This is a genomic window from Streptomyces sp. NBC_00442 (assembly GCF_036014195.1).
Classification (GTDB): domain Bacteria; phylum Actinomycetota; class Actinomycetes; order Streptomycetales; family Streptomycetaceae; genus Streptomyces.
In genome coordinates, this window is sequence record NZ_CP107918.1 from 2,919,409 (window position 1) to 2,944,364 (window position 24,956).

Genomic DNA, 24,956 nt, shown 5'->3' on the forward strand with positions numbered 1-24,956 from the left:
ATGGGTGATCGCCCTTGGCGGTGCCCAGCGGCGCGCGAGCGCGCCTGCCGGACGGGTGCGGGCCCGTGAGGACCCGCGAGGTGTTACTTGACCTCGACGGAGGCGCCGGCGCCCTTGAGGGACTCGGCAGCCTTCTCCGCGGCCTCCTTGGCGACCTTCTCGAGGACGGGCTTCGGAGCGCCGTCGACGAGGTCCTTGGCCTCCTTCAGGCCCAGGGAGGTCAGCTCGCGCACGACCTTGATGACCTGGATCTTCTTCTCGCCGGCACCGGTGAGGATGACGTCGAACTCGTCCTGCTCCTCGACGGCCTCGGCGGGGGCGCCCGGACCGGCGGGGCCGGCAACGGCGACGGCCGCGGCGGCGGTGACGTCGAACTTCTCCTCGAAGGCCTTCACGAACTCGGAGAGCTCGATGAGGGTCATGTCCTCGAACTGGGCGAGCAGGTCTTCCTGGCTGAGCTTCGCCATGATGGGCGATCCTTCCACTAATTCGGCGGGTGCCGGATGTACATGAAGGCGGGCGTACGTTCGGCCCGCTGCGACCGTCGCCCTAGCGGGCGGCGGTCATTGCGCGAGCCGAGTTACTCGGCACCGCCCTGCTCGGCGAGCTTGACGCGAAGCGCTTCCGCGGTGCGGACGAACTTCGACGGCAGCGCCTGGAAGAGCGAGGCAGCCTGGGACTGCTTGCCCTTGAACGCGCCGGCCAGCTTGCTGAGCAGAACCTCGCGGGACTCGAGGTCCGCGAGCTTCTTGATCTCATCGGCGGACAGCGCCTTGCCATCAAGGACACCGCCCTTGATGATCAGGTTCGGGTTCTCCTTGGCGAAGTCACGAAGACCCTTCGCCGACTCCACCGGGTCACCGGTGATGAAGGCAACCGCCGTCGGACCAGTGAACTGGTCGTCCAGCGAAGTGATCCCGGCCTCGTTGGCCGCAATCTTGGTCAGCGTGTTCTTCACCACGGCGTACTGGGCGTTCTCACCGAGCGAACGACGCAGCGTCTTGAGCTGCGCCACGGTGAGACCCCGGTACTCGGTCAGCACGGCGGCGTTCGAGCTGCGGAACTGGTCCGCGAGCTCGGCTACCGCGGCAGCCTTGTCGGGCCTTGCCATAGAGCGTCGGCCTCCTTCCGGGTGATGAGGACCGCTCAGAAGGGGCCGAACAATACGAAACGCCCCGGCGCAGGCGCACGGGGCGTAGCTCAACCAGAATGAATCCTGGGAACTTTCCACGGTCACCTGCGCGGGTCGTCCGCATTCAGCGGATCCTTCGGCCACCGCCCCTTCGGATGAAGGCACGGCAACGACCAGCGGTCTTTGGCTTCTGGGAGAGCGTACGGTACGGCGTCCGTGTCAAGCAAATCCGCTCGAACGGACCCCGCGCGGACCGGCTTCGAGCCGGGGCGCCCGGGGGCCCTCAGGCGCTCTTCGAGCCCGCGGACGAGCCCTTCATCATCTCGGCGAGGTCCGTGACCTGGTCCGCCGGCGGGGCCTGCACGGTGACGGGCTTGTTGTAGTCCCGGAACTTGACGGTCATGTCCAGGGGGCCCTTGGGGGACGCGGCCTGCGTCCGGAACTGCTTGGTGTGGTCCTGTCCGTCGATCCACATGTCCATCTGCAGCGAGCGGATGCCCCACTCCTCGTACTGCGTCAGGGACTTCTCCGCGCGCTTCCTGGCGGCGGCGTCCTTCCCCTTGAGGCTGTCCCGCAGCTGGTCGAGGGTGACGGTGCCCGCGTAGTGCGTGGTCTTCACACCGTCGACGGTCTCCTCGCCGATCTTCTTGAGGTCCTTGGCCGCGGTCAGGTTGTTGGACTCCTCGGCCGGGTTCTTGTCCGCCTGGTTGCCCAGACCGGCCAGTGGGTCGCCGCCGCCCTGCTGCCCCAGGGCGGACAGGTCGAACTTGATCCAGGACTTGCCGTCCGCCCGTTCGCCGCCGCTCATGTACATGACGTTGTTGACGAAGCGGATCTCGAACGCGCCGGACTCCGCCCCGGCGCCGCCCTTGGCCTTCATCTGCATCGCGAGCGGCTTCATGCTCATCGACGCGGTCGCCTCGATGGTGCCGGCCTCGGGCGTCTTCCCGGCCATCGTGTACGAGAGCGACGTCAGCCCGCTGTTCTTGGCGGCGGCGCGCTTCACGGCCGCCGCGAACGTCGCCTCGGCGGGCCTGCCGGCCGCCTGGCCCGTGGAGCCGTCGCCGGCCGTGCCCGCGGCCGGCTTGTCGCCCCCCGAACAGGCCGCGAGGCCGGTGACCAGAACCCCGGCCAGCACGGCGGTGGCGGCATTGCGATACAGGTGACGCATGTGGATCCCCCCAGGATCTGCTGGTGCCGCACATCGGTAATGATTCGGCAAACTCCGATGATCGTAACGGTTGCCACTGGTAAGTCGCACACGAAAAAAACCGGCCCCCGCCCCTCCGAAGAGGTGCGGGGGCCGGTCTCGCTACGCGGCGTACGTCTCGTACGCGAACCCGCGACTGCCGGTGATCCGTGGGATCAGACGGCGGCCGGGTCCTCCTCGACGAGGAGGTTGCGGGTGCGGTTCTGGTCCAGGGTGATACCGGGGCCCATCGTGGTGGCGAGGGTCGCCTTCTTGATGTAGCGGCCCTTGGCGGCGGACGGCTTCAGACGGAGGATCTCGTCCAGAGCCGCACCGTAGTTCTCCACCAGCTTGGTGTCGTCGAAGGACACCTTGCCGATGATGAAGTGCAGGTTCGAGTGCTTGTCGACGCGGAACTCGATCTTGCCGCCCTTGATCTCCTCGACCGCCTTGGCGACGTCGGGGGTGACCGTGCCGGTCTTCGGGTTCGGCATCAGACCACGGGGACCGAGCACGCGGCCGAGGCGGCCGACCTTGCCCATGAGGTCCGGGGTGGCGACGACGGCGTCGAAGTCCAGACGGCCCTTCGAAACCTCGTCGATGAGCTCGTCGGAGCCGACGATGTCGGCGCCCGCGGCAAGCGCGGCCTCGGCACGGTCGCCGGTCGCGAAGACCAGGACCCGGGCGGTCTTACCGGTGCCGTGCGGGAGGTTCACGGTGCCACGGACCATCTGGTCGGCCTTGCGCGGGTCGACACCCAGGCGGAAGGCGACCTCGACGGTGCCGTCGAACTTGGTCGTGGAGGTTTCCTTGGCGAGACGGACGGCCTCGAGCGGCGCGTACAGCTTGTCCGCGTCGATCTTCGCGTCCGCAGCGCGGAGGGTCTTGCTGCGCTTCACTTCAGCTCCTGTATTGATGTCAGGCATGGAGTCGTGGTGCGGGCCAGCGCTTGGCCCTGCCACTGGAGGTCAGACGGGGGTGAGCTGAGATCAGCCCTCGACCGTGATGCCCATGGAACGGGCGGTGCCAGCGATGATCTTCGACGCGGCGTCGAGGTCGTTGGCGTTCAGGTCGGCGAGCTTCGTCGTGGCGATCTCGCGCACCTGGGCCTCGGTGATCTTCGCGACCTTGGTCTTGTGGGGCTCGCCGGAGCCCTTCTCGACACCAGCGGCCTTGAGGATCATCTTCGCGGCCGGCGGCGTCTTGGTGATGAAGGTGAAGGAGCGGTCTTCGTAGACCGTGATCTCCACCGGGATCACCCAGCCACGCTGCGACTCGGTCGCGGCGTTGTAGGCCTTGCAGAACTCCATGATGTTGACGCCGTGCTGGCCGAGCGCGGGGCCGACCGGCGGAGCCGGGTTCGCCGCACCGGCATTGATCTGGAGCTTGATAAGCCCCGTGACCTTCTTCTTCTTGGGAGGCATTGCTCTCTCCGGGTCCTAGTGAGAGTGAACCGCCTTCATCCGATCAACCGGATGGAGGCATACCGCACAACGATAACGGGTATAGCTGCGCGGCTAAAAACCGAGCAGGTCAGAGGGGCTGCGAGAGCTCCTCTGACCTGCTCGGAAGTGCTGGTTCCAGAAAGCGTTCCAGGGTGCCCGGAAGCGTCAGTTCTTCTGGATCTGGTCGAAGCTGAGCTCGACCGGGGTCTCGCGGCCGAAGATCTCGACGAGGCCCTTGACCTTCTTCGAGTCGGCGTTGATCTCGTTGATGGTCGCCTGCAGCGTCGCGAACGGGCCGTCGGTGACGGTGACCGAGTCGCCCACCTCGAAGTCCAGGACCTGGACCTCGACCTTGCGCTGCGGAGCCGGCTTGCCCTCGGCCTCTGCGGCCTCGCGGGCGGCCTTCTCCTCGGCCTCGGGGGCGAGCATCTTGACGATCTCGTCGAGGGTCAGCGGGTACGGGTCGTAGGCGTTGCCCACGAAGCCGGTGACGCCGGGGGTGTTACGGACGACGCCCCAGGACTCGTTCGTCAGATCCATGCGGACGAGAACGTAACCGGGCAGCTTGTTCTGCCGGACGTTCTTGCGCTCGCCGTTCTTGATCTGGACGATCTCCTCTTCGGGGACCTCGGCCTGGTAGATGAACTCCTCGACGTTCAGCGAGACGGCACGCTGTTCGAGGTTGGCCTTCACACGCTTCTCGTAACCGGCGTACGTGTGGATGACGTACCACTCGCCGGGCAGGAAGCGGAGCTCCTGGCGCAGGGCCTCGACGGGGTCGACCGGGGCGGCGGGCTCCGCCGGCTCCTCGGTCTCGTCCTCGTCGGACGCGGCGGGCTCAGCGGACTCGTCGGTCTCATCGGCGTCGGCGGACTCGGTGAGTTCCGCGGACTCCTCGTCGGAAGCCTCGTCGTCGGAGGCGTCGCTCGCCTCGGCGGACTCGACCTCGTCGGTCGCGGGCTCGGCGTCGTCGGACTCGACGTGCAGGGCAGCCTCTTCGGCCGCTTCGCCCGCAGCGGCGTCGGCAGCCTCGGCCTCGTCCTCGTCGGCCGCCTCGACGATGTCGAGCTCGTCCTCGACGGACTCGACCGACTCGATGGCGTCGTTCAGGTTCGGGTCAGACACGGTGGCTGCTTCTTCCTGGCTACAGATGGGGTGGAACATGCGAAAGGGGCGCCAAAAGGGGCGCCCTTCGCGGATCAGCCGAAGACGTACTTGACTACCTGCGAGAAGCCGGAGTCAATCAACGTCACGATGCCAATCATGATGACGACGAACACGATCACCACGGAGGTGTATGTCGTCAGCTGGCTGCGTGTCGGCCAGACAACTTTACGGAGTTCGGCGACGACCTGCCGGTAGAAGAGCGCGAGACGGCCCAGAGGGCCCTTCTTTCCGCGCTTACCGCCCTTGCGGGCCTTCTTCTTCGAATCCTTGGACTCCGCTGCCTCGTCCTGGGCATCAGGCATGTCGATGGAGCCCACGGCGTCCGTCACGCTTCTCACCTGATTCCGGGTCGTGGCCGTGCCGCGCCCGGTGGAGCCGCACGGCGGTGCATTGAAGTACGTACATGCGCACACATCCTGGCGAAGGTGTGTGTAGCAGGGCCGGAGGGACTTGAACCCCCAACCGCTGGTTTTGGAGACCAGTGCTCTACCAATTGAGCTACGACCCTTTGTGGTTCCCCCAACCTACCGCATGCGGTGGTGTGGTCGGTGAGGGCCAACAGGCAGTGAGTGTACGTGGTCGGCGGCCCGGCGTCGAACAGCTTCCCCCTGAACACCCCCCGGACGTCCCCGTACCGTCGCCGCGCCGTCACCGCTCCGCCGCCGCGGCACGGGCGCCCGGCGCCCGGCTCGGACGCCTGTCCACATGCTGACCGGTCCGTGAAACGCGGGTGCTCCCGCCGCGCGAGGTCTGGGACCATGGCCGGCATGAGCGCTGCAACTCCCTCGTCCTCCTCCCCCACCGAGCGCCGGGTCTCCGCGCGCATCGGCGCGATCTCCGAGTCCGCGACCCTCGCCGTCGACTCCAAGGCCAAGGCCCTCAAGGCCGCCGGGCGCCCGGTCATCGGCTTCGGCGCGGGCGAACCCGACTTCCCGACGCCCGACTACATCGTCGACGCCGCGGTCGAGGCCTGCCGCAACCCGAAGTACCACCGGTACACGCCGGCCGGGGGGCTGCCCGAGCTCAAGGCCGCGATCGCCGCGAAGACGCTGCGCGACTCCGGGTACGAGGTCGACGCCTCGCAGGTCCTGGTGACCAACGGAGGCAAGCAGGCGATCTACGAGGCGTTCGCGGCGATCCTCGACCCGGGCGACGAGGTCATCGTGCCGGCCCCGTACTGGACCACCTACCCCGAGTCGATCCGCCTCGCGGGCGGTGTCCCGGTGGACGTGGTGGCCGATGAGACGACCGGCTACCGCGTCTCGGTGGAGCAGCTGGAGGCGGCGCGCACGGAGCGTACGAAGGTCGTCCTGTTCGTCTCCCCCTCCAACCCGACCGGCGCCGTCTACAGCGAGGCCGACGCCGAGGCGATCGGGCGCTGGGCCGTCGAGCACGGGCTGTGGGTCATGACGGACGAGATCTACGAGCACCTGGTGTACGGCGGCGCCGCGTTCACTTCACTGCCCGCGATCGTGCCCGAGCTGCGCGACAAGTGCATCGTGGTCAACGGTGTCGCCAAGACCTTCGCGATGACCGGCTGGCGGGTCGGGTGGATCATCGGCCCGAAGGACGTCGTGAAGGCCGCGACCAACCTCCAGTCGCACGCCACGTCCAACGTGTCCAACGTGGCCCAGGTCGCGGCCCTCGCCGCCGTCACCGGCAACCTGGACGCCGTGGCGACGATGCGCGAGGCCTTCGACCGCCGGCGCACGACGATGGTGCGCATGCTGAGCGAGATCGACGGGGTGGTCTGTCCGACGCCGGAGGGCGCGTTCTACGCCTACCCGTCGGTGAAGGGCCTGCTCGGCAAGGAGATCCGCGGCAAGCGCCCGCAGACCTCGACGGAGCTCGCCGCCCTCATCCTGGACGAGACCGAGGTCGCCGTCGTCCCCGGCGAGGCCTTCGGCACCCCGGGCTACCTGCGGCTCTCGTACGCGCTGGGCGACGAGGACCTCGTCGAGGGCGTCTCGCGGATCCAGAAGCTGCTGGCGGAGGCGCGGGACTAGGCCTTCCGTTGGTACGGGGGCGACTGTACGGGGGCGACCCCACCTACCGGTCTCGGTAGGTGGGGTCGCCCCCGTTCTTGCGTTCGGGCAAGCCCACGTTCAGGGAAAGCCCTACCGGTGCGGCGGTGGCGTGCGGCAGGATCTTGGGATGGAGCACGTTCGCGACGTACGAGACCTGCCGAAGGCCCATCTGCACCTGCACTTCACCGGATCGATGCGGCCCGCCACCCTGCTGGAGCTCGCCGACAAGTACGGCGTGCGGCTGCCCGACGCGCTGACCGGCGCGGAGCCGCCGAAGCTGCGGGCCACCGACGAGCGCGGCTGGTTCCGCTTCCAGCGCCTGTACGACACGGCCCGGTCGTGTCTGCGCGCCCCCGAGGACATCCAGCGCCTGGTGCGCGAGGCAGCCGAGGAGGACGTCAGGGACGGCTCCGGCTGGCTGGAGATCCAGGTCGACCCCACCTCGTACGCCCCGCTGCTCGGGGGGCTGATCCCGGCCCTGGAGATCATCCTGGACGCGGTCGACTCGGCCTCGCGCGAGACCGGGCTCGGGATGCGCGTCGTGGTCGCGGCGAACCGCATGAAGCACCCCCTCGACGCGCGCACCCTGGCCCGCCTCGCGGTCCGCTACGCCGATCGCGGCGTGGTCGGTTTCGGCCTGTCCAACGACGAACGCCGGGGCATGGCAAGGGACTTCGACCGCGCCTTCGCGATCGCCCGCGAGGGCGGGCTCCTCGCGGCCCCGCACGGCGGCGAACTGTCCGGCCCCTCCTCCGTACGCGACTGCCTCGACGACCTGCACGCGCGGCGGGTCGGGCACGGGGTGCGGGCCGCGGAGGACCCCCGGCTGCTGCGTCGCCTCGCAGAGCGGGGCATCACCTGCGAGGTCTGCCCCGCCTCCAACGTCGCGCTCGGCGTCTACGAGAAGCCCGAGGACGTGCCGCTGCGGGTGCTGTACGACGCGGGGGTTCCGATGGCCCTGGGCGCGGACGACCCACTGCTCTTCGGCTCGCGCCTGGCCGCGCAGTACGAGATCGCCCGCCAGCACCACGGCTTCACCGACCCCGAGCTCGCCGAACTGGCCCGCCAGTCGATCCGCGGCTCGGCCGCACCCGGGGACACCCAGGAGAAGCTCTTGGCCGGGGTGGAGCAGTGGCTGTCGGCCTGAGCCCGCCAAGCACGGAAGCGGCCCCATGAGGGGCGCGGGGAACTGCGCGAGCAGCCACGCACGGTCCGCAGCCGAAGGCGGGCGGGCGACGCCTCCGGCTCGGCGCCCTGCCGAGGTCAGCCGACCCCGCGCAGCACCGTCCGCGCCACGCCCCGCGCAAACTCCTCCAGCCCCTGCGGCGGCACCCCGCTCTCCGTCATGTCGTACGCGAACGCCCGCTGCGCGCACGCCCCGAGCAGCAGACACGCCGCCGCATACGTGTCCGCGTCCGCGTCGATCCGCCCCGCCCGCCGCTCCGCACGGAGATACGCGTCGACCCCCTCGATCGGCGCATGGGGCCCCGAACCGAGTTTCCGCAGCGCCTCGTCGTGGCGGCGCTTGAGCTGGGGGTCGGCGTACAGCGACGCCGCGATCGGGAAGCTCTCCGCGTAGAACAGCGCCGCCTGGCGCGCGATGTCGGTCAGGTTCTCCTCCACCGAGCGTTCGCCCGGCTCCGCGGTCAGCCGTTCGACCAGCGGTCCGAGCTGGGGCAGCCGCTCCTTCAGGACCGTCACGAAAAGGTCCTCCTTGCTCGCGAAGTGCTTGTAGAGCGCCGCCTCCGAACACCCCGCCGCCTTCGCGATCTCCTTCGTCGTGGCCCGCGCGAGCCCGATGGTGTGCATCAGCTGGTGCGCGGCGTCGACGATGCGGACGCGAGCGGGCTGCGGCTGCGGCTGCGGCTGCGACTGCGACTGCGACTGCGACGACTGCATGGACGCTCCAACGAGGCTTGACGCAAGGGCGGGTACCTCCCCACTCTAGGGGTGAGTGAATACTTACCCACCCCAGGAGGGTGAAGCGATGAGGCTCACGGTCTTCGGTGCCACCGGCGGCATCGGCCAGGAAATCGTCAAGCAGGCCCTGGTCTCGGGCCACGAGGTCACGGCGGTGGTGCGCGACCCGGCCCGGTTCGCCGTGACCGGTCCGGGCCTCGACGTCGTACGGGCCGACCTCACCTCCCCCGAACCCCTGCGCGCGGCGGTCGCCGGGCGGGACGCGGTGCTGTCCGGCCTGGGCGCCCGCAAGCGTTCGGACGCGGGAATCACGACCCCCCTCACCCGGGCGGTACTGGCCGCGATGGAGGCCGAGGGGGCGCGGCGCATCGTCGTCGTGAGCGCGGCACCGGTCGGACCCGAGGCCCCCGGCGACGGGCTGCTCGACCGCGGCATGCGGTCCATGATCGGCACGATCCTGAAGGACGTGTACGTCGATCTGCGGGCGATGGAGGCCGCGTTGGCGGCCAGCGCCACGGACTGGACGTCCGTACGTCCGCCCAAACTCACCGACAAGCCGCTCACCGGCGTGTACCGCCGCGTCGTCGGCGGCAACCCCACGGCCGGGCGGACCATCGCCCGCGCGGACGTGGCGCACGCCATGCTGGGGTGTGTCGAGGACCCCTCGACGGTCAAGCAGGGCGTGGGGGTGGCCTACTGAGGGCGGAAGCCGCCGAGGAGTCGAAGGGGGCGGCGGGGCGGGGAGGCCCCGGGCCGGGTCGAAAGGGAGCGTCACGGGGCGCTTCCCTTCGACCCGGCTCGGTTCGGGCCGGGTCGGTTCTCCCCGGCTCGGCTCCGCTACAGCTCCACGCCCACGCCCACCGGCTCGTTCACCAGCGTCACCCCGAAAGCCCGCTCCACCCCCGCGACGACCTCGCGGGCGAGCGCCAGCAGGTCTTCGGTGGTGGCGCCGCCGCGGTTCGTCAGCGCGAGGGTGTGCTTGGTGGAGATGCGGGCGGGACCGGTGCCGTACCCCTTGGTGAACCCCGCCTTGTCGATCAGCCAGGCCGCCGAGGTCTTCGTACGGTCGGTGCCCGCGGGCCACGCCGGGGGTGTCACGTCCGCGCCGAGCCGCTCCCGCGCGCGGGCGAGGAAGGCGTCGTACGCCTCGTTGGGGAGGATCGGGTTGGTGAAGAACGAGCCGGCCGACCAGGTGTCGTGGTCCTCGGGGTCGAGCACCATGCCCTTGCCTGCGCGCAGCTTGAGGACGGTCTCGCGGGCGGTGGCGGCGGGCACGCGGTCGCCGGGCTCGACGCCCAGGGTGCGGGCGGTCTCGGCGTACTTGACCGGCGCGGACAGCCCGTCCGCGTCCTCAAGCTCGAAGACGACGCGCAGCACGACGTAGCGGTCGGGATGCTGCTTGAAGCGGCTGTGCCGGTACGAGAAGTCGCACGCGGCGTTGGTCAGCGTGACGGTGGCGCGGTCGAGGCGGTCGTAGGCGACGACGTGGGTGATGGTGCTGGAGACTTCCTGGCCGTACGCCCCCACGTTCTGGATCGGGGTCGCGCCGGCCGAGCCGGGGATGCCGGCGAGGCACTCGATGCCGGCGAGCCCGGCCTCGACGCTGCGGGCCACGGCGTCGCTCCACCCTTCGCCGGCGGCGAGTTCGAGCCGGGTGCCGTCGAGGTGGAAGCCGCGGGTCGCGATGCGCAGGGCGGTGCCGGCGAAGCCCTTGTCCCCGATGAGCAGGTTGCTGCCGCCACCGATGACCAGCAGCGGGGTGCCGCTGTCGTCGGCCTCGCGGACGGCGGCGACGACCTCGTCGTCGGTGGTCGCGGTGACCAGGCGGTCCGCCGGGCCGCCGAGGCGGAGGGTGGTCAGGGGGGCGAGGGGGGCGTCGTGAAGTTCCTGCACGGGGTCCAGCGTACGGGTGCGGATGGGAGGGGTGCGCCGCCCTGCGGTCGGCCGTGCGGGCAGATGCGGTGGGCCGGGGCGTGGCATCACCGGCATGTTGCGCATTCCCCGGGGGTGGGGGTGTGGACACGGCGGGGTCACCTCCTCATACGTCGCGCCGTGCGGCCCCGCCCCAAGGAGCCCGGAACCGGCGCTCCTCCTTGCGGGGCACCCCGCCACGTCCCCACCCGACCGGACCGCGCCCGTCCGTCGTGGACGGCCGCGGTCCGAGCCCTCAGCCCACCAGCTCCCGCTCCGCCTCGAACACCGCACCCTCGGCGCGCCGCCCCGCGGAAACGCGAGGAAGCAGTGCCGCGGCCACCGCCGCCGCGCCCACCGCCCCCGCGCCCACCCACAGCGCCGGGCCCAGGCCGTCGACGAAGGCCTGCGCCGATCCGTAGCCGCCCTGCGCGGAGAAGACCGAGGCGAGTACGGCGACGCCGAGCGCGCCGCCGACCTCCCGGAGCGCGTTGTTCGCGCCCGAGGCGATGCCCTGTTCGGAGGGCCGCACGCTCGACATCACGAGGTTCGCCGCCGGCGCGAAGTACAGGCCCATGCCGACCCCGCTGATGATCAGCGCGGGCAGCTGCTCCGCGTACGACATCTCCGGCGAGACGATCACGGCGAACCAGGCAAGTCCCGCGGCCTGGAGCGCGAGGCCCGCCGCCACGACCGGCCGTCCGCCGATCCTGTCGGACAGGTAGCCCGCGATCGGCGCGGCGATCATCGGCATGCCCGTCCACGGCAGCATGCGCAGACCCGCCTCGGTGGGCGAGTAACCGATGACGTTCTGCAGGAACTGGCTGAGCAGGAAGATCGAGCCGAACATGCCGACGAACATCAGCAGGCTCGCCGCGTTGATCGCGGAGAACGCCCGGCTGCGGAACAGCCGCATCGGCAGCATCGGGTTCGCGGCCCGCGTGCCGTGCACCACGAAGCCGGCCAGCAGGACGGCGCCGAGTATCAGCCCGGTGAGTACGGTCGCGCTCGTCCAGCCGTCCGGGTTGCCGCGGATCAGCGCGTACACGATCCCGAAGAGGCCGCCGCTGGCGAGCAGCGTGCCGAGGATGTCCAGCGGAGCGCCCGTGCCGTGCGACTCGTTCAGGCGCAGCCGGGCCAGCGGCAGGACGATCAGGCCGAGCGGAACGTTCAGCCAGAAGATCCACTGCCAGGACGCGTGTTCCGTCAGGCTGCCGCCGATCAGCGGGCCGGATGCGACGGCCAGGCCGTTCACCGCGCCCCAGATCCCGTACATCAGGCCGCGTTTGGCGGCGGGCACGGCCGCGGTCAGCAGCGTGAGGGTGAGCGGCATCATGATCGCGGCGCCGACGCCCTGGATCGCGCGGGCCGCGATCAGCCCGTCGATCCCGGACGAGAGCGCCGCGCCCGCCGAGGCGCCGGTGAAGATCGTCAGTCCGGTGATGAACAGCCGCCTGCGCCCGAACCGGTCGCCGAGCGCCGCCCCGAACATCAGCAGCACCGCGAAGGTGAGGGTGTACGCGCTCACCGTCCATTCGAGGTCGTCGAGGGCTCCCCCGAGGTCGTCGCGGATCGAGGGCAGCGCGGTGGTGACCACCAGGTTGTCGAGCGCCGCCATGAACCCCGCGACGCTGGTGACGGCCAGCGCCCAGCCCGCGCCCCAGCGTTGTCCACCCCGCTGTTTCGGCTGCTCGCGGTTCTGTGGGTGCTTCGGCATCGTTTCCCCCTTGACGTGCATCTTTGGATTAGTTATTGATCACTAACTTTTTGGGGCGACCGTCGGCCCCGACGGCGGCCCCCGCGGCTACCCGCCGCACATCCCCTGCAGGCCGCTGAGCCCCTTCCACATCCGGTCCTCGGGCGGGAACCCCAGTGCCACCAGGGTGTTGATGAGCATCCCGCAGGCCAGGAACGTCGTCGCTCCGGCCGCGTCCGCTCCCAGCGCCAGCAGGATCGTGTCGTAGAGCTCCGTCCACCCGGCCCGCGCCGCCTTGCCGAACTCGTGGTCGCCGGCCGCCTCCGCGGCGGCCGCGGTCACATAGATCTGCATCTGGAGGAGCAGCTTGTCGCGGTCCTCGGTGATCAGCCTCTGATAGGCGCTGCCCATCGCCCCCAGGGCCTCCTCGCCCTGAAGGCCCTCGGCCGCGTCCCGGAAGACCGCGACGATCTCGTCGATGCACCGGCCCGACGCCGCGAGGAAGATGGCCTGCTTGTTGGGGAAGAGGCGGAAGAGGTACGGCTGCGAGACGCCCACGCGCTTGGCGATCACCTCGGTGGAGGTGCCGTGATAGCCGTTGCGCGCGAATTCGACCATCGCCGCACGGACGACGCTCTCGCGCCGCTCTTCTGCGCTCATCCTGACCATGGACAGTAAGTTAGTGGCTGATAACTAACTTGGTCAAGGGGGGACGCGCGGGACCCCGGGGCGCGGCCCCGGAGTCCCGTGGCCGTCAGGCCAGGCGCACGACCGCCCGGGACATCCCGAGCACCTTCTGGCCGGCGCTCGTCGCGGTGAGGTCCACGCGGACCGTGCGGGCGTCGTCGTCGAGCTTCGCCGCCACCTTCGCGGTGACCTCGATCAGGGCGCCGGTGTCGTCGTTGGGGACCACGACCGGCTTGGTGAAGCGGACGCCGTACTCGGTGACCGCACCCGGGTCGCCGGCCCAGTCGGTGACCACGCGGACCGCCTCGGCCATGGTGAACATGCCGTGCGCGATGACGTCGGGCAGCCCGACCTCCTTCGCGAACTTCTCGTTCCAGTGGATCGGGTTGAAGTCGCCGGACGCGCCCGCGTACCGCACGAGCATGGCGCGGGTCACGGGGAAGGACGCCGCCGGCAGCTCGGTGCCGGGCTCGACGTCCTCGTAACGGATCTTCGCGGTCATCTCAGGCCCCCTCGGCCGCTCGGGACACCAGCTTGGTCCAGGCGGTCACGACGTGTTCGCCCGCCTCGTCGTGGACCTCGCCCCTGATGTCCAGGATGTCGTTGCCCGCAAGGGACTTGATCGCCTCGATGGTCGAGGTGACGGTCAGCCGGTCGCCCGCGCGGACGGGACGGCTGTACGCGAACTTCTGGTCGCCGTGCACCACCCGGCTGTAGTCGAGGCCCAGCTGCGGGTCCTGGATGACCTGGCCGGCCGCGCCGAACGTGATGGCGAACACAAAGGTGGGCGGCGCGATCACATCGGTGTGCCCCAGGGCCTTGGCCGCCTCCGGGTCGGTGTAGGCCGGATTCTCGTCCCCGACCGCCACGGCGAACTCGCGGATCTTCTCGCGGCCGACCTCGTACGGGGCAGTGGGCGGGTAGGTCCGCCCCACGAAGGACTGGTCGAGCGCCATCGGCTGGCTACCTCCTGTTGATCAGGAATGAAGGGTGCATCAGGGATGAACGGTGCAACGCCGAGAGGCCGCTCCCCGGTGTGGGGAACGGCCTCTCGAACGAGCCTGAGTGCCAGACGCCGTGGTTAGCGGGTCTCGCGGTGCGCAGTGTGCGAGTTGCAGCGCGGGCAGTGCTTCTTCATCTCCAGTCGGTCCGGGTTGTTACGCCGGTTCTTCTTGGTGATGTAGTTCCGCTCCTTGCACTCCACGCAGGCCAGCGTGATCTTCGGGCGGACGTCGGTGGCAGCCACGTGAGTGCTCCTTGACGGACGGGTTGACGGATGAACGCATAAAAGAGTAGCCGATCGAAGGACCGACCCCACAATCGGCTACTGTGTGTAGCGGTGACCGGACTTGAACCGGTGACACAGCGATTATGAGCCGCTTGCTCTACCGACTGAGCTACACCGCTTTGATACGGAGTCCCTCACCCGAAGGTGAGGGCTTCCGCACCAGAGCCCCAATACGGAATCGAACCGTAGACCTTCTCCTTACCATGGAGACGCTCTACCGACTGAGCTATTGGGGCGAGCGAGGAAGACATTACACGCACTCTCGCCGATCGCCCAAATCCGTTTCGTGCCGCCCTCGGACGCCCCTCTCGGGACGCCGTCCCACCGGTCCCGTAGGCCACTCAGGGCCACACCGGTACGACTATTCCGCTCCTCCTCGATGCGCGCCGCGGCCGCCCCTAGGCTCGCCTCACGCTGCGTGATCATGCCCGCCCGAGCCCGATCACCCGAGCCCGATCAGGAGCGCGATGTCCGACAGCCACCAGCAGCCGGCCCACTCCCCCGGCACCGGCGAAGGCCCCGACCCCGCCTCCGGTTCCTCGTTGCTGCTGTGCGGCGCCAGGCTCGCCGACGGCCGGAGCGTGGACGTGCGGCTGGGCGGCGGCCGCATCGAGGCGGTGGGCACCGCGGGCAGCCTGGCCGCACACGGCTCCGCACGCGTCGACCTGGACGGCTTCCTGCTACTGCCCGCGCCCGCCGAGCCGCACGCCCACGGCGACACCGCGCTGACCGCCCTCAGCGCCGAGGGCCCCGTCGCGTACGCGGTCGAGGAGGTCCAGCGCCGGGCCACCGAGGCCGCCCTGCTGCAGCTCGGCCACGGCGCCACGGCGCTGCGCTCGCACGTACGCATCGACGAGGTCAGCGGGCTCGACCCGCTGGAGGCGGTGCTCCAGACCCGGCGCTCCCTGCGCGGCCTCACCGAGCTCGCGGTGGTCGCGGTGCCGCGGCTGCTGACGGGGGTGGCCGGCGCGGACGGGCTCGCCATGCTGCGCGACGCGGTCAAGATGGGCGCCTCCGTGGTGGGCGGCTGCCCCGATCTCGACGCCGACCCGGCCGGCTACGCCGAGGCCGTCCTCGAACTCGCCGCCGAGCACGGCTGCGCGGTCGACCTGCACACCGACGCCGCCGACCCGGCGCGCCTCGCCCGCCTCGCGGCGATGTCCGGCGGTCTGCGCCCCGGCGTCGTCATCGGCCCGTGCGGCGGCCTGTCCCGGCTCCCCCGCGAGACCGCGGCCCGCGCCGCCGACCAACTCGCCTCCGCCGGGGTCGCGGTGACCTGCCTCCCACAGGGCGGCTGTGGCATGACGGACCGTCAAGGAGCAGCTCCGGTAAGACTGTTGAGGTCGGCCGGGGTGCGACTCGCGGCGGGGAGCGGCTCGTTGCGCGACGTCTCCAACCCGGTCGGCCGCGGCGACCCGCTGGAGGCCGCCTACCTGCTCGCCTCCCAGGCCGGCCTGCGTCCCGAGGACGCGTACGCGGCGGTGAGCACGGTGGCCCGCGAGACGATGGGGCTGGCCGAGGTGCGCGTGGAGGCGGGCTTCCCCGCCGAACTGCTCGCGGTGCGCGGCGAGCGCATCGCGGGCGTCCTCTCCCTCGCCTACAGCCGCATCGTCATCCACCGGGGCCGCGTGGTGGCCCGTACGAGCGCGGTGCGCGAGTACTGCGACTCGGCCGCGGCGGTCGCCCTCGACCTGCCCCGCCAGGGGCGGTCGGAGTCCGGTCGCGGCGAGCCCGGCTGACACTCCACCGGCGAGCGGCGCGATCTCCGCGTACCGTCGTGACCATGCGCATTGTCATTGCTGGAGGTCATGGTCAGATCGCGCTGCGGCTCGAAAGGCTGCTCGCGGCGCGGGGCGACGAGGTGGCGGGCATCATCCGCAAACGGGAACAGGCGGACGACCTGCGGGAGGCCGGCGCGGAGCCGGTCGTGCTCGACCTGGAATCGGCGACGGTCGACGCGGTCGCCGATGTGCTCGGCGGCGCGGACGCCGTGGTGTTCGCGGCGGGCGCGGGCCCGGGGAGCGACGCCGCGCGCAAGGAGTCGGTGGACCGGGCGGCGGCCGTGCTGCTGGCCGACGCGGCGGAGCGGGCGGGCGTGCGGCGCTATGTCATCGTCTCGTCGATGGGCGCGAGTTCCTCCCACGCCGGCGACGGCGTCTTCGACGCCTACCTGCGTGCGAAGGGCGCCGCCGATGACGCCGTACGCTCCCGGACGGCCCTGGACTGGACGGTTCTGCGGCCCGGATCGCTGACCAACGACGCGGGCAAGGGCCTGGTCTCGCTCGCCGCGTCGACGGGATGCGGCACCATCCCCCGCGACGACGTGGCGGCGGTCCTTGCCGAGCTCCTGGACTCCCCGGCCACCGCGGGCCTGACCCTGGAGCTGATCAGTGGCTCGGCGCCGGTGACGGTGGCGGTGAAGGGCGTGGCGGGGAACTGACCGCGTCCCTCGGGACGGGCTCGGCCGGGCCACGGCGGCACAACGAAGAAACCCCGGGTGACCTTTTCAGGTCACCCGGGGTCTCACCCAGTGTGGCGGCGCCAGGATTCGAACCTGGGTAGGCAGAGCCGACGGATTTACAGTCCGTTCCCATTGGCCACTCGGGCACACCGCCATGGGATGTCGCCCTTGGTTTCCCGCCTTGCGGCGGTGCTCCGTGGCAACGACGTAAACGATACCCGATGCCCAGGGGTGGTCCGCCACCCCATTGATCAGCGCTGCGCCGGGCGGGGGGTGGCTAGGCTTTGGGGCGGTGGTTCGGCAGTGGGGCCGGGTCGCCGCGCGCTCGGCCACCGGTTCGTGCGCACCCCGACACACCCCGACCCAAGGAGCCACAGGACATGGCCGACTCCAGTTTCGACATCGTCTCGAAGGTCGAGCGGCAGGAGGTCGACAACGCCCTCAACCAGGCCGCGAAGGAGATCTCGCAGCGCTACGACTTCAAGGGCACGGACGCCTCGATCTCGTGGTCCGGCGAGAAGATCCTCATGCAGGCGAACGGCGAGGAGCGGGTCAAGGCGATCCTCGACATCTTCGAGACCAAGCTGATCAAGCGCGGCATCTCCATGAAGTCGCTGGACGCGGGCGAGCCGCAGCTGTCCGGCAAGGAGTACAAGATCTTCGCCTCCATCGAGGAGGGCATCTCCCAGGACAACGCCAAGAAGGTCGCCAAGGCAATCCGCGACGAGGGGCCCAAGGGCGTCAAGGCGCAGGTGCAGGGCGACGAGCTGCGCGTCTCGTCCAAGAGCCGTGACGACCTCCAGGCCGTCCAGGCCCTGCTCAAGGGCAAGGACTTCGACTTCGCGATCCAGTTCGTCAACTACCGCTGACCCGGTCCGCACCGCTCGCGGGACGCCTGGCCACGGTGTCCGATTTCCGCCAGCGCGGGACGCTCGGGGGTCGCAGACTCGATGTCGTACACGAAGAAGGGAATGTGCGATGACTGTCTACGCGACCCTCGACAGCCCCCTGGGTGAGCTGTTGCTCGTGGGTGAGGAGTCGGCGACCGCGCCGGGCGGGACCGCGCTGGTCTCGCTGTCGGTGCCGGACCAGAAGGGCGGCGCCGTCGTCCAGGACGGCTGGGTGCGCGCGCCCGAGGCCTTCGCGGGGATCGCCGCACAGCTGCGGGCGTACTTCGCCGGTGAGCTGACCCGGTTCGACATCGAGTACGCGGCCGGCTCTCCCGGCACCGAATTCCAGCGCCAGGTCTGGGCCGAGCTGGACGCGATCGAGTACGGCACGACGACCTCGTACGGCGAGATCGCCCGGCGGATCGGCGCCTCGGCCGTCCTCGTGCGGGCGGTGGGCACCGCGATCGGGCGGAACCCGCTGCTCGTGGTGCGGCCCTGTCACCGCGTGATCGGCTCCGACGGCTCCCTCAAGGGCTACGCGGGCGGCCTCGACCGCAAGCAGGCCCTGCTCGGGCTCGAAGGCGCCCTGGCGTCATGAGCGAGGGGCTGTTCCGGCTGCCCCGGCCCGAGCGGGTCGAGGTCGCGCCCGGCGCGGTCCACGTGCCGGGGTGGCTCCCGCCGGGGCGGCAGCGCGAACTCGTCGCGGCCTGCCGGGAGTGGGCCCGCGGGCCCGTACCGATCCGTCACACCGAGCTGCCCGGCGGCGGCGTCATGTCGGTGCGGACGGTGTGTGTCGGATGGCATTGGCAGCCCTACCGGTACACGCGGGTCGCGGGCGATGTGAACGGGCTTCCCGTCGCGCGGTTCCCCGACTGGCTGGCCGAGTTGGGGCGGTCCGCGGTGACCGCCGCCTACGGTGACGCGGACGCGGCCGCGCGGTACGCGCCCGATGCCGCGCTCGTCAACTTCTACGACGACACCGCGAAGATGGGGCTGCACCAGGACAAGGACGAGAAGTCCGACGCGCCCGTCGTCTCGCTCAGCATCGGCGACAGCTGCGTCTTCCGGTTCGGCAACACCGAGAACCGCGGGCGGCCCTACACCGATGTGGAGCTGGTCTCCGGCGACCTGTTCGTTTTCGGCGGTCCGTCCCGGTTCGCGTACCACGGCGTGCCCAAGGTGCTGCCGGGAACGGCCGAGCCGGCCACGGGCCTGGCTCGCGGCCGGCTCAACATCACGCTGCGCGACACCGGCCTCGCCGGCTGACCAACCGCCTTGGTGGGCGGCCCCGTCGCTCAGCGGCTGCGCGAATTGCCGAACAGGATGCGGTAGATGATCAGCAGGACGAGCGAGCCGCCGATCGCCGCCGCCCAAGTGGCGCCGTCGTAGAAGTGGTTGGCGATCGGACGGTCCAGCCAACGCGACGATATCCAGCCGCCGACGAACGCGCCCGCGATGCCGATGAGGGTCGTGCCGATCGGGCCGCCCGGATCGCGGCCGGGGAGCAGGATCTTGGCGACCGCCCCCGCGAGCAGGCCGAGAATGATCCAGCTGACGATGCCCATGCCGGGACCTGCCTTTCGTACACGCACACTGAGCGGGGTGCGTCTGCCGTATGCGGAGACACCGGCCTCCGGCCCCGCGACCGTTCGGTTCGTGAGGGAGGACGCCCCGGTGGCGCGCACGGTTGCGGCCCGCGGCGGGATGCGGCCCAGGACACAGACCGTGGCACGGGGACGCGGCCCGGGTCGGCCCGGGTCAGGCCGGGTCGGGTCGGGTCAGGCCGGCCCGGGGCGGGTCGGGTCGGGTCAGGCCGGCCCGGGGCGGGTCGGGTCGGGTCGGGTCGGGTCGGGTCGCCCAGGGCACTGGGCCGCGCTCCCTTCGCTCAGCGTGCGGCGAACGGCTCGTCCGTACGGACGATTTCCTTGCCCAGGGGCAGCAGCGACACCGGGATCAGCTTGAAGTTGGCGAGGCCCAGCGGGATGCCGATGATCGTGACGCACAGGGCGATGCCGGTGACGATGTGGCCGAGCGCAAGCCACCAGCCGGCCAGGACCAGCCACAGGACGTTGCCGACGCAGGACGGCGCGCCCGCGCCCCGCCGGTCGACGACGGTGTAGCCGAACGGCCAGAGGGCGTACATGCCGATGCGGAAGGCCGCCACGCCGAACGGGATCCCGATGATGGTGATGCACAGCAGCAGACCCGCGAGCAGGTAGCCGAGGAACATCCAGAAGCCGCAGAGAATCAGCCAGATGACGTTCAGGATTGTCTTCATGGGCGGCGACCTGCCATCTGTTCGAGTCGGGCGATGCGTTCCGCCATCGGCGGGTGGGTCGAGAACAGTTTGGACACTCCCTGACCGGGGCGGAAGGGGTTGGCGATCATCATGTGGCTCGCCGTCTCGATCCTGGGCTCGGGCGGCAGCGGAAGCTGCTTGGTGCCCGCCTCCAGCTTGCGCAGCGCGCTGGCCAGGGCGAGCGGGTCACCGGTGAGCTGGGCGCCGGACGCGTCGGCCTCGTACTCGCGGGAGCGGCTGATCGCGAGCTGGATCACCGAGGCGGCGAGCGGGCCGAGGATCATGATCAGGAGCATGCCGAAGATGCCGGGGCCCTCGTCGTCGTCGGAGCGGCCGATCGGGATCAGGATGGCGAAGTTGACGAGGAACATGATCACCGAGGCGAGGGCGCCGGCGACCGAGGAGATCAGGATGTCCCGGTTGTAGACGTGGCTCAGCTCATGGCCGATCACGCCTCGCAGCTCGCGCTCGTCGAGGATCTGGAGGATCCCGTCCGTGCAGCACACCGCCGCGTTGCGCGGATTGCGGCCGGTCGCGAAGGCGTTCGGCGCCTGGGTGGGCGAGATGTAGAGCCGGGGCATGGGCTGGCGCGCCTGCGTGGAGAGCTCGCGGACCATCCGGTAGAGCTCCGGGGCCTCGAACTCGCTCACCGGGCGCGCCCGCATGGCCCGCAGCGCCAGCTTGTCGCTGTTCCAGTACGCGTAGGCGTTGGTGGCAAGGGCCACCACAACGGCGATGATCAGCCCGGTGCGGCCGAAGAAGCCGCCGATGACGATGATGAGCGCGGACAGTCCTCCGAGGAGGACGGCGGTCCTCAGCCCGTTGTGCCGGCGGTGCACGGTACGCCCTCCAAATGGTGCGGTGGGGAGCCTTCGCTGGGTGGTCCTTCCGATGTCCAGTGGACTCTCCCGTACTGGTCAACGCCAGGCGAGGGACGCTGGTTCCCTTGTGCGCGCTGGAGGGCGCGTTACTCCGTTCGGGGCGCGTCAGCGCGGGGCGGGCAGCCCGGCCATCTCCAGCGCCCTCGGGTCGGGCTCGATCTCGCTGGTGCAGTGCGAGCAGCGGGTCGCGATTCCGGGGATCTGGGAGTAGCAGCGCGGGCAGTCGCGCAGGGCGGCCTTGATGTCCACCGGCTTGTTGCTGTCCCGCCGGTCGAAGCGGGCCTGCACCTTCATCATGGGCACGACGACGATGAAGTAGAGCACCGCGGCGGTGATCACGAAGGCGATGGCCGCCCCGACGAACTTGCCGTAGGGGAACGTGACGCCTTCGGCGGTGAAGGTCGCCGTGCTGAAGTCGCCGGTCGAGCGGGTGGCCATGCCGATCAGCGGGGTGATGAAGGCGGTACTGAATCCCGTGACCACCGCGGTGAAGGCCGATCCGACGGCCAGACCGACCGCCATCGTCACTATGTTCCCGCGCAGGATGAAGTCCTTGAACCCGCTCAGCACCGCTCTGCTCCTTGATGTGTCTCGTCTGGTTCCGCGCCGTCGCACGTGCGTGCACGCCCGGATGTGCGCGTACGACAGTGCCTTCTCAAGGCCGTACGCACCAAACCGTGCCCTGGCGCCGGGGTCGCCGAAACGCGCGAGCGGCCGCATTGGGGGCGCGCACGGAGCCGGCCGGGACTGCTCCGGCTCTCGCGCACCTACCGCGGCCGCGGGGGGAGGCGCGTCCTCAGAAGAGGGTCACCGTGGCGAAGTGCAGGGCCAGTTGGGGAAGGCCGGACAGGACGACCCCGGCGGCCGCGGTGAGCCCGATGGCGACCGCGAGCGGAACCGGGACACGGGGGCGCACGGGCCGCGCGGCGGCGGTGCCCCCGGCGCTCCCGGCGCTCCCGGCGCTCCCGGCCGGGCCGGATTCCTCCGCTTCCTCCGCGCCCTCGGGCGAGCGGAACAGGATCGCGGTCCAGCGCAGGTAGTAGTAGAGCGCGACGACCACGTTGACCGCCATGACGACCGCGAGCCAGCCGAGACCCGCGTCGACGGCCGCCGAGAACACGGTGACCTTGGCGAACAGGCCGATGATGCCCGGCGGGAGGCCGGCCAGGCACAGCAGGAAGAAGGCGAGCGCGAGCGCCGCCAGGGGGCGCTCGGCGTACAGCCCCCGATAGTCGGTGAGACGGTTCAGAGGACGGCTGCGCGCCACCAGCGCGGCGACCGCGAAGGCGCCCAGGTTCACGACGGCGTACATGAGGGCGTACGCGACGGTCGCGCCGACCTTGTTGTCGCCGGAGTAGGCGGCGGCCGCGATCGGCACCAGGAGGTAGCCGGCCTGGCCCACCGAGGACCAGGCGAGCAACCGGACCGCGCTGTGGGCGCGGGCGGCGGACTGCCGCAGGGCCGCCGCGTTGCCGATGGTCATGGTCAGAGCGGCGAGCACCGCGAGCGCCGGGCCCCACACGTCGGCGTACGCCGGGAAGGCGACGACGGTCACCAGGATGAGCCCGGAGAAGCCGACCGCCTTGCCGACGACGGAGAGGTAGGCGGCGATGGGCAGCGGCGCGCCCACATAGGTGTCGGGCACCCAGAAGTGGAAGGGGGCCGCGGCTGTCTTGAAGGCGAAGCCGACGAGCGTGAGGACGACGCCCGCCTCGGCCACGGTCTCCAACTGGCCGGGAACGGTGGCCAGTTTGGTGGCGAGCTCCGTGAGGTGCAGGGTGCCCGTCGCCGCGTACACGAAGCTGACGCCGAGCAGCATCACGGCCGTCGCGGTCACCGACGACAGGAAGAACTTGAGGGCCGCCTCGGAGGACAGCCGGTCGCCGCGCTTGAGGCCGACGAGCGCGAACGCGGGCAGCGAGGCCACTTCCAGGGCGACGACGAGGGTGGCCAGGTCGCGGGAGGCGGGCAGCAGGGCCGCGCCGGCCGCCGACGACAGCAGCAGGAACCAGAACTCGCCCGCGGGGAGGTTCTCCTCGGCGTCCTTCATCGCGAGCAGCGCGGTGAGCAGGGCGCCGCCGAGGACCAGCGCCTGGATGACGAAGGCGAACTGGTCGACGGTGTAGCTGCACGCGTCCGGATTGGCGGTCAGGCAGAACGTGGAGCGGCTGCCGGTGCGCAGCGGCACCAGCGAGGCGAGGGCCGCGACCAGGCCCGCGACGGTGATCCAGCCCAGCAGCGGCTTGCGCCTGGGCGGCAGGAACAGGTCGGCGAGCAGCACGACGAGGGCGACGGCCGCGGTGATCAGCGGCGGCGCGATCGCGACCCAGTCGACGGACTGGACCAGGCTCGCGGTGCCGGCCGCCGCGGTGGTGACGTCGGGGGTCACGACTTGCCTCCTGCGAGGAGCTTCTGGACGGCCGGGTCGGTCAGGCCGAGGAGGACCGCGGGCCAGAGCCCGGCGAGGACGGTGAGCGCGACGAGCGGGCTCCACGCGGCGAACTCGTAGCCCTGGATGTCGGCGAGCTGCGGGCCCTCGGCGGGCTTGCCGCCCATGCAGACCCGGCGCACGACGACCAGCAGGTACGCGGCGGTGAGCAGGGTGCCGAAGGCCGCGATCGCCACGAAGGTGAGGAACGCGGGGCGGCTGAGGCCGGCCGCGGGGTCGAACGCGCCGAACATGGCGAGCATCTCGCCCCAGAACCCGGCGAGTCCGGGCAGTCCGAGCGAGGCGACGGCGGCGAAGGCGAGGAGACCGCCCAGCCGCGGGGCGCGGCCGTAGAGGGCGGCACCGGTGGCGCCGGCGAGGGTGTCGAGGTCGGCGGTGCCGTACCGGTCCTTGAGCGCGCCGACCAGGAAGAACAGCAGGCCGGTGATGAGGCCGTGGGCGATGTTGGCGAAGAGCGCGCCGTTGACGCCGGTGGGGGTCATCGAGGCGATGCCGAGGAGCACGAAGCCCATGTGGCCGACGGAGGAGTACGCGATGAGCCGCTTCAGGTCGCCCTTGTTGCCCTCTTTGGCGAGGGAGAGGCAGGCGAGGGATCCGTAGATGATCCCGGCGACGGCGAAGGCGGCCAGGTAGGGCGCGAAGGTGTGCATGCCGTGCGGCGCGATGGGCAGCACGATGCGGACGAAGCCGTACGTGCCCATCTTCAGCAGGACGCCGGCCAGGAGCACCGAGCCGACGGTCGGGGCGGCGGTGTGCGCGTCCGGGAGCCAGCTGTGCAGGGGGAACATCGGGGTCTTGACCGCGAGCCCGATCCCGATCGCCAGAACGGCGATGACCTGCACGGACGTCGTCAGCCCACGGCCGTTGTCAGTGGCGAGTGCCACCATGTCGAATGTGCCCGCCTTGACCCCGATCAGGAGCAGGCCGAGCAGCATGACGACGGAGCCGAGCAGGGTGTAGAGGATGAACTTCCAGGCGGCGGCGGTCCTCCCGGCCCCGCCCCAGCGGGCGATCAGGAAGTACATCGGGATGAGAACCATCTCGAACGCGAGGAAGAACAGCACGAGGTCGAGGACGGCGAAGGTGGCGAGGGTGCCGGACTCCAGGACGAGCAGGAGCGCGACGAACGCCTTCGGGCCGGGGCCCGCAGGCATCTTGAAGTAGGAGTACAGCGCGCAGAGGAAGGTCAGCAGCGCGGTCAGGACGAGGAGGGGGAGCGAGATGCCGTCGACGCCGAGGTGGATGTGGACGTTGAGCGCCGGGATCCACTGGATGTCCGTCGTGGCCTGCATCTTCGACGGGTGGCCGTGGTCGAAGCCGAGCGCGAGGACGATCGCGGCGAGCAGGATCACGCCGGTCACGGTCACGCCGTGGCGGAGCACGGCCTGCTCGGGGCTCCTGCCCTTCAGGCCCGGCGGGGCGGGCAGCAGGGCCGCCACGGCGCCGATGAGGGGGACGACGACGATGAACGCCAGAAGGAACTGCATCACGGACTCGCTGATATCGATCACGGC

At 70.6% G+C, this 24,956-nt stretch carries 28 protein-coding genes and 4 tRNA genes; 8 read left to right on the forward strand and 24 right to left on the reverse strand.

Translation table 11 applies throughout. From position 1 onward, the window contains the following. Positions 1-83: 83 nt before the first annotated feature. From rplL to OG432_RS13115, 8 genes are all read right to left on the reverse strand, one after another. Positions 84-467: a 50S ribosomal protein L7/L12 gene (rplL, locus tag OG432_RS13080; protein WP_328310987.1), complete on the reverse strand. Its 384-nt coding sequence runs from the start codon at positions 465-467 to the stop codon at positions 84-86. A 113-nt stretch (positions 468-580) separates the two neighbouring features. Continuing rightward, positions 581-1,111 (reverse strand): 50S ribosomal protein L10, encoded by a 531-nt coding sequence (gene rplJ / locus OG432_RS13085; protein ID WP_328310989.1) that lies wholly within the window; start codon positions 1,109-1,111, stop codon positions 581-583. A gap of 304 nt (positions 1,112-1,415) precedes the next feature. Continuing rightward, positions 1,416-2,303, reverse strand: a complete 888-nt coding sequence (locus tag OG432_RS13090) for a DUF1396 domain-containing protein (protein WP_328310991.1) — start codon at positions 2,301-2,303, stop codon at positions 1,416-1,418. A gap of 194 nt (positions 2,304-2,497) precedes the next feature. Beyond that, the gene (gene rplA / locus OG432_RS13095; protein ID WP_328310993.1) at positions 2,498-3,220 is read right to left on the reverse strand and encodes a 50S ribosomal protein L1; all 723 of its coding nucleotides are present in this window, start codon (positions 3,218-3,220) and stop codon (positions 2,498-2,500) included. Between the two features lie 90 nt (positions 3,221-3,310). Further along, positions 3,311-3,745, reverse strand: coding sequence for a 50S ribosomal protein L11 (gene rplK, locus OG432_RS13100; protein ID WP_053731185.1), 435 nt, complete (start codon positions 3,743-3,745; stop codon positions 3,311-3,313). Between the two features lie 186 nt (positions 3,746-3,931). Then, positions 3,932-4,891: a transcription termination/antitermination protein NusG gene (gene nusG, locus OG432_RS13105; RefSeq protein ID WP_328310997.1), complete on the reverse strand. Its 960-nt coding sequence runs from the start codon at positions 4,889-4,891 to the stop codon at positions 3,932-3,934. A 74-nt stretch (positions 4,892-4,965) separates the two neighbouring features. Further along, positions 4,966-5,262, reverse strand: coding sequence for a preprotein translocase subunit SecE (secE, locus tag OG432_RS13110; protein ID WP_053731183.1), 297 nt, complete (start codon positions 5,260-5,262; stop codon positions 4,966-4,968). A 106-nt stretch (positions 5,263-5,368) separates the two neighbouring features. Beyond that, positions 5,369-5,441 (reverse strand) — tRNA-Trp (locus OG432_RS13115). A 259-nt stretch (positions 5,442-5,700) separates the two neighbouring features. Between OG432_RS13115 and OG432_RS13120 the strand changes: the two genes are divergently transcribed. Both OG432_RS13120 and OG432_RS13125 read left to right on the forward strand, forming a co-directional pair. Beyond that, positions 5,701-6,939, forward strand: coding sequence for a pyridoxal phosphate-dependent aminotransferase (locus OG432_RS13120; protein ID WP_328311000.1), 1,239 nt, complete (start codon positions 5,701-5,703; stop codon positions 6,937-6,939). Positions 6,940-7,087: 148 nt separating this feature from the next. Next, on the forward strand, positions 7,088-8,107 hold the full coding sequence (locus OG432_RS13125; protein WP_328311002.1) for an adenosine deaminase: 1,020 nt from the start codon (positions 7,088-7,090) through the stop codon (positions 8,105-8,107). A 116-nt stretch (positions 8,108-8,223) separates the two neighbouring features. Here the strand turns inward: OG432_RS13125 and OG432_RS13130 are convergent, their stop codons facing one another. Next, complete coding sequence (locus tag OG432_RS13130) at positions 8,224-8,859, reverse strand: TetR/AcrR family transcriptional regulator (RefSeq protein WP_328311004.1); 636 nt, start codon at positions 8,857-8,859, stop codon at positions 8,224-8,226. 88 nt (positions 8,860-8,947) lie between these two features. On the opposite strand from OG432_RS13130, the gene OG432_RS13135 reads away from it, so the two are divergent. Continuing rightward, positions 8,948-9,580, forward strand: coding sequence for an NAD(P)-dependent oxidoreductase (locus tag OG432_RS13135; RefSeq protein ID WP_328311006.1), 633 nt, complete (start codon positions 8,948-8,950; stop codon positions 9,578-9,580). 137 nt (positions 9,581-9,717) lie between these two features. Here OG432_RS13135 and OG432_RS13140 read toward each other — a convergent pair whose 3' ends face one another. From OG432_RS13140 to OG432_RS13175, 8 genes are all read right to left on the reverse strand, one after another. Then, entirely contained in the window at positions 9,718-10,773 is a 1,056-nt protein-coding gene (locus OG432_RS13140) for a UDP-N-acetylmuramate dehydrogenase (RefSeq protein WP_328311008.1), read from the reverse strand. 274 nt (positions 10,774-11,047) lie between these two features. Next, positions 11,048-12,508: a DHA2 family efflux MFS transporter permease subunit gene (locus tag OG432_RS13145; RefSeq protein ID WP_328311010.1), complete on the reverse strand. Its 1,461-nt coding sequence runs from the start codon at positions 12,506-12,508 to the stop codon at positions 11,048-11,050. Positions 12,509-12,595: 87 nt separating this feature from the next. Further along, positions 12,596-13,156 carry a TetR/AcrR family transcriptional regulator gene (locus OG432_RS13150; RefSeq protein WP_328311011.1) on the reverse strand — a complete coding sequence of 187 codons (561 nt, stop codon included), beginning with the start codon at positions 13,154-13,156 and terminating at the stop codon, positions 12,596-12,598. Between the two features lie 85 nt (positions 13,157-13,241). Then, positions 13,242-13,676, reverse strand: coding sequence for a MaoC family dehydratase (locus OG432_RS13155; RefSeq protein WP_328311013.1), 435 nt, complete (start codon positions 13,674-13,676; stop codon positions 13,242-13,244). Between the two features lies 1 nt (position 13,677). Continuing rightward, entirely contained in the window at positions 13,678-14,130 is a 453-nt protein-coding gene (locus OG432_RS13160; RefSeq protein WP_261712236.1) for a MaoC family dehydratase N-terminal domain-containing protein, read from the reverse strand. Between the two features lie 125 nt (positions 14,131-14,255). Beyond that, complete coding sequence (gene rpmG / locus OG432_RS13165; RefSeq protein WP_003956487.1) at positions 14,256-14,420, reverse strand: 50S ribosomal protein L33; 165 nt, start codon at positions 14,418-14,420, stop codon at positions 14,256-14,258. An 88-nt stretch (positions 14,421-14,508) separates the two neighbouring features. Continuing rightward, positions 14,509-14,581, reverse strand: a tRNA-Met gene (locus OG432_RS13170). A gap of 44 nt (positions 14,582-14,625) precedes the next feature. Continuing rightward, positions 14,626-14,698: transfer RNA gene (locus OG432_RS13175), tRNA-Thr, on the reverse strand. Positions 14,699-14,929: 231 nt separating this feature from the next. On the opposite strand from OG432_RS13175, the gene OG432_RS13180 reads away from it, so the two are divergent. Both OG432_RS13180 and OG432_RS13185 read left to right on the forward strand, forming a co-directional pair. Further along, positions 14,930-16,201: a hydrolase gene (locus tag OG432_RS13180; RefSeq protein ID WP_328311020.1), complete on the forward strand. Its 1,272-nt coding sequence runs from the start codon at positions 14,930-14,932 to the stop codon at positions 16,199-16,201. Positions 16,202-16,245: 44 nt separating this feature from the next. Continuing rightward, on the forward strand, positions 16,246-16,902 hold the full coding sequence (locus tag OG432_RS13185; protein WP_328311022.1) for an SDR family oxidoreductase: 657 nt from the start codon (positions 16,246-16,248) through the stop codon (positions 16,900-16,902). Between the two features lie 93 nt (positions 16,903-16,995). Here OG432_RS13185 and OG432_RS13190 read toward each other — a convergent pair. Further along, positions 16,996-17,077, reverse strand: a tRNA-Tyr gene (locus OG432_RS13190). Between the two features lie 226 nt (positions 17,078-17,303). Between OG432_RS13190 and OG432_RS13195 the strand changes: the two genes are divergently transcribed. The 3 genes from OG432_RS13195 (at position 17,304) to OG432_RS13205 (ending at position 19,079) form a co-directional block, all read left to right on the forward strand. Next, complete coding sequence (locus tag OG432_RS13195; protein ID WP_328311024.1) at positions 17,304-17,792, forward strand: YajQ family cyclic di-GMP-binding protein; 489 nt, start codon at positions 17,304-17,306, stop codon at positions 17,790-17,792. Between the two features lie 109 nt (positions 17,793-17,901). After that, positions 17,902-18,411 carry a methylated-DNA--[protein]-cysteine S-methyltransferase gene (locus tag OG432_RS13200; protein ID WP_328311027.1) on the forward strand — a complete coding sequence of 170 codons (510 nt, stop codon included), beginning with the start codon at positions 17,902-17,904 and terminating at the stop codon, positions 18,409-18,411. Further along, positions 18,408-19,079, forward strand: a complete 672-nt coding sequence (locus OG432_RS13205) for an alpha-ketoglutarate-dependent dioxygenase AlkB family protein (protein ID WP_328311029.1) — start codon at positions 18,408-18,410, stop codon at positions 19,077-19,079. Before OG432_RS13200 ends, OG432_RS13205 begins: the two co-directional genes overlap by 4 nt. Positions 19,080-19,108: 29 nt before the next feature. Here the strand turns inward: OG432_RS13205 and OG432_RS13210 are convergent, their stop codons facing one another. From OG432_RS13210 to OG432_RS13235, 6 genes are all read right to left on the reverse strand, one after another. Next, positions 19,109-19,378, reverse strand: coding sequence for a GlsB/YeaQ/YmgE family stress response membrane protein (locus OG432_RS13210; RefSeq protein WP_328311031.1), 270 nt, complete (start codon positions 19,376-19,378; stop codon positions 19,109-19,111). Between the two features lie 320 nt (positions 19,379-19,698). Beyond that, positions 19,699-20,091, reverse strand: a complete 393-nt coding sequence (locus OG432_RS13215; RefSeq protein WP_267055786.1) for a YccF domain-containing protein — start codon at positions 20,089-20,091, stop codon at positions 19,699-19,701. Then, positions 20,088-20,951, reverse strand: coding sequence for a zinc metalloprotease HtpX (gene htpX, locus OG432_RS13220; RefSeq protein ID WP_328311035.1), 864 nt, complete (start codon positions 20,949-20,951; stop codon positions 20,088-20,090). Before htpX ends, OG432_RS13215 begins: the two co-directional genes overlap by 4 nt. A gap of 147 nt (positions 20,952-21,098) precedes the next feature. Further along, entirely contained in the window at positions 21,099-21,563 is a 465-nt protein-coding gene (locus OG432_RS13225) for a large conductance mechanosensitive channel protein MscL (protein WP_328311037.1), read from the reverse strand. A 226-nt stretch (positions 21,564-21,789) separates the two neighbouring features. Continuing rightward, the gene (locus tag OG432_RS13230; RefSeq protein WP_328311039.1) at positions 21,790-23,382 is read right to left on the reverse strand and encodes an NADH-quinone oxidoreductase subunit N; all 1,593 of its coding nucleotides are present in this window, start codon (positions 23,380-23,382) and stop codon (positions 21,790-21,792) included. Beyond that, positions 23,379-24,953, reverse strand: coding sequence for a complex I subunit 4 family protein (locus OG432_RS13235; protein WP_328311041.1), 1,575 nt, complete (start codon positions 24,951-24,953; stop codon positions 23,379-23,381). The genes OG432_RS13230 and OG432_RS13235 overlap by 4 nt, the downstream gene beginning before the upstream one ends. Between the last annotated feature and the right edge of the window lie 3 nt (positions 24,954-24,956).

What these genes read in the sequence shown, in the direction of transcription:
- rplL (WP_328310987.1), bottom strand. Translation starts at nt 467, where the DNA reads ATGGCGAAGCTCAGCCAGGAAGACCTGCTCGCCCAGTTCGAGGACATG.
- rplJ (WP_328310989.1), bottom strand. Translation starts at nt 1,111, where the DNA reads ATGGCAAGGCCCGACAAGGCTGCCGCGGTAGCCGAGCTCGCGGACCAG.
- OG432_RS13090 (WP_328310991.1), bottom strand. Translation starts at nt 2,303, where the DNA reads ATGCGTCACCTGTATCGCAATGCCGCCACCGCCGTGCTGGCCGGGGTT.
- rplK (WP_053731185.1), bottom strand. Translation starts at nt 3,745, where the DNA reads ATGCCTCCCAAGAAGAAGAAGGTCACGGGGCTTATCAAGCTCCAGATC.
- OG432_RS13120 (WP_328311000.1), top strand. Translation starts at nt 5,701, where the DNA reads ATGAGCGCTGCAACTCCCTCGTCCTCCTCCCCCACCGAGCGCCGGGTC.
- OG432_RS13125 (WP_328311002.1), top strand. Translation starts at nt 7,088, where the DNA reads ATGGAGCACGTTCGCGACGTACGAGACCTGCCGAAGGCCCATCTGCAC.
- OG432_RS13130 (WP_328311004.1), bottom strand. Translation starts at nt 8,859, where the DNA reads ATGCAGTCGTCGCAGTCGCAGTCGCAGTCGCAGCCGCAGCCGCAGCCG.
- OG432_RS13135 (WP_328311006.1), top strand. Translation starts at nt 8,948, where the DNA reads ATGAGGCTCACGGTCTTCGGTGCCACCGGCGGCATCGGCCAGGAAATC.
- OG432_RS13145 (WP_328311010.1), bottom strand. Translation starts at nt 12,508, where the DNA reads ATGCCGAAGCACCCACAGAACCGCGAGCAGCCGAAACAGCGGGGTGGA.
- OG432_RS13150 (WP_328311011.1), bottom strand. Translation starts at nt 13,156, where the DNA reads ATGGTCAGGATGAGCGCAGAAGAGCGGCGCGAGAGCGTCGTCCGTGCG.
- OG432_RS13155 (WP_328311013.1), bottom strand. Translation starts at nt 13,676, where the DNA reads ATGACCGCGAAGATCCGTTACGAGGACGTCGAGCCCGGCACCGAGCTG.
- OG432_RS13160 (WP_261712236.1), bottom strand. Translation starts at nt 14,130, where the DNA reads ATGGCGCTCGACCAGTCCTTCGTGGGGCGGACCTACCCGCCCACTGCC.
- OG432_RS13180 (WP_328311020.1), top strand. Translation starts at nt 14,930, where the DNA reads ATGTCCGACAGCCACCAGCAGCCGGCCCACTCCCCCGGCACCGGCGAA.
- OG432_RS13185 (WP_328311022.1), top strand. Translation starts at nt 16,246, where the DNA reads ATGCGCATTGTCATTGCTGGAGGTCATGGTCAGATCGCGCTGCGGCTC.
- OG432_RS13195 (WP_328311024.1), top strand. Translation starts at nt 17,304, where the DNA reads ATGGCCGACTCCAGTTTCGACATCGTCTCGAAGGTCGAGCGGCAGGAG.
- OG432_RS13200 (WP_328311027.1), top strand. Translation starts at nt 17,902, where the DNA reads ATGACTGTCTACGCGACCCTCGACAGCCCCCTGGGTGAGCTGTTGCTC.
- OG432_RS13205 (WP_328311029.1), top strand. Translation starts at nt 18,408, where the DNA reads ATGAGCGAGGGGCTGTTCCGGCTGCCCCGGCCCGAGCGGGTCGAGGTC.
- OG432_RS13210 (WP_328311031.1), bottom strand. Translation starts at nt 19,378, where the DNA reads ATGGGCATCGTCAGCTGGATCATTCTCGGCCTGCTCGCGGGGGCGGTC.
- OG432_RS13215 (WP_267055786.1), bottom strand. Translation starts at nt 20,091, where the DNA reads ATGAAGACAATCCTGAACGTCATCTGGCTGATTCTCTGCGGCTTCTGG.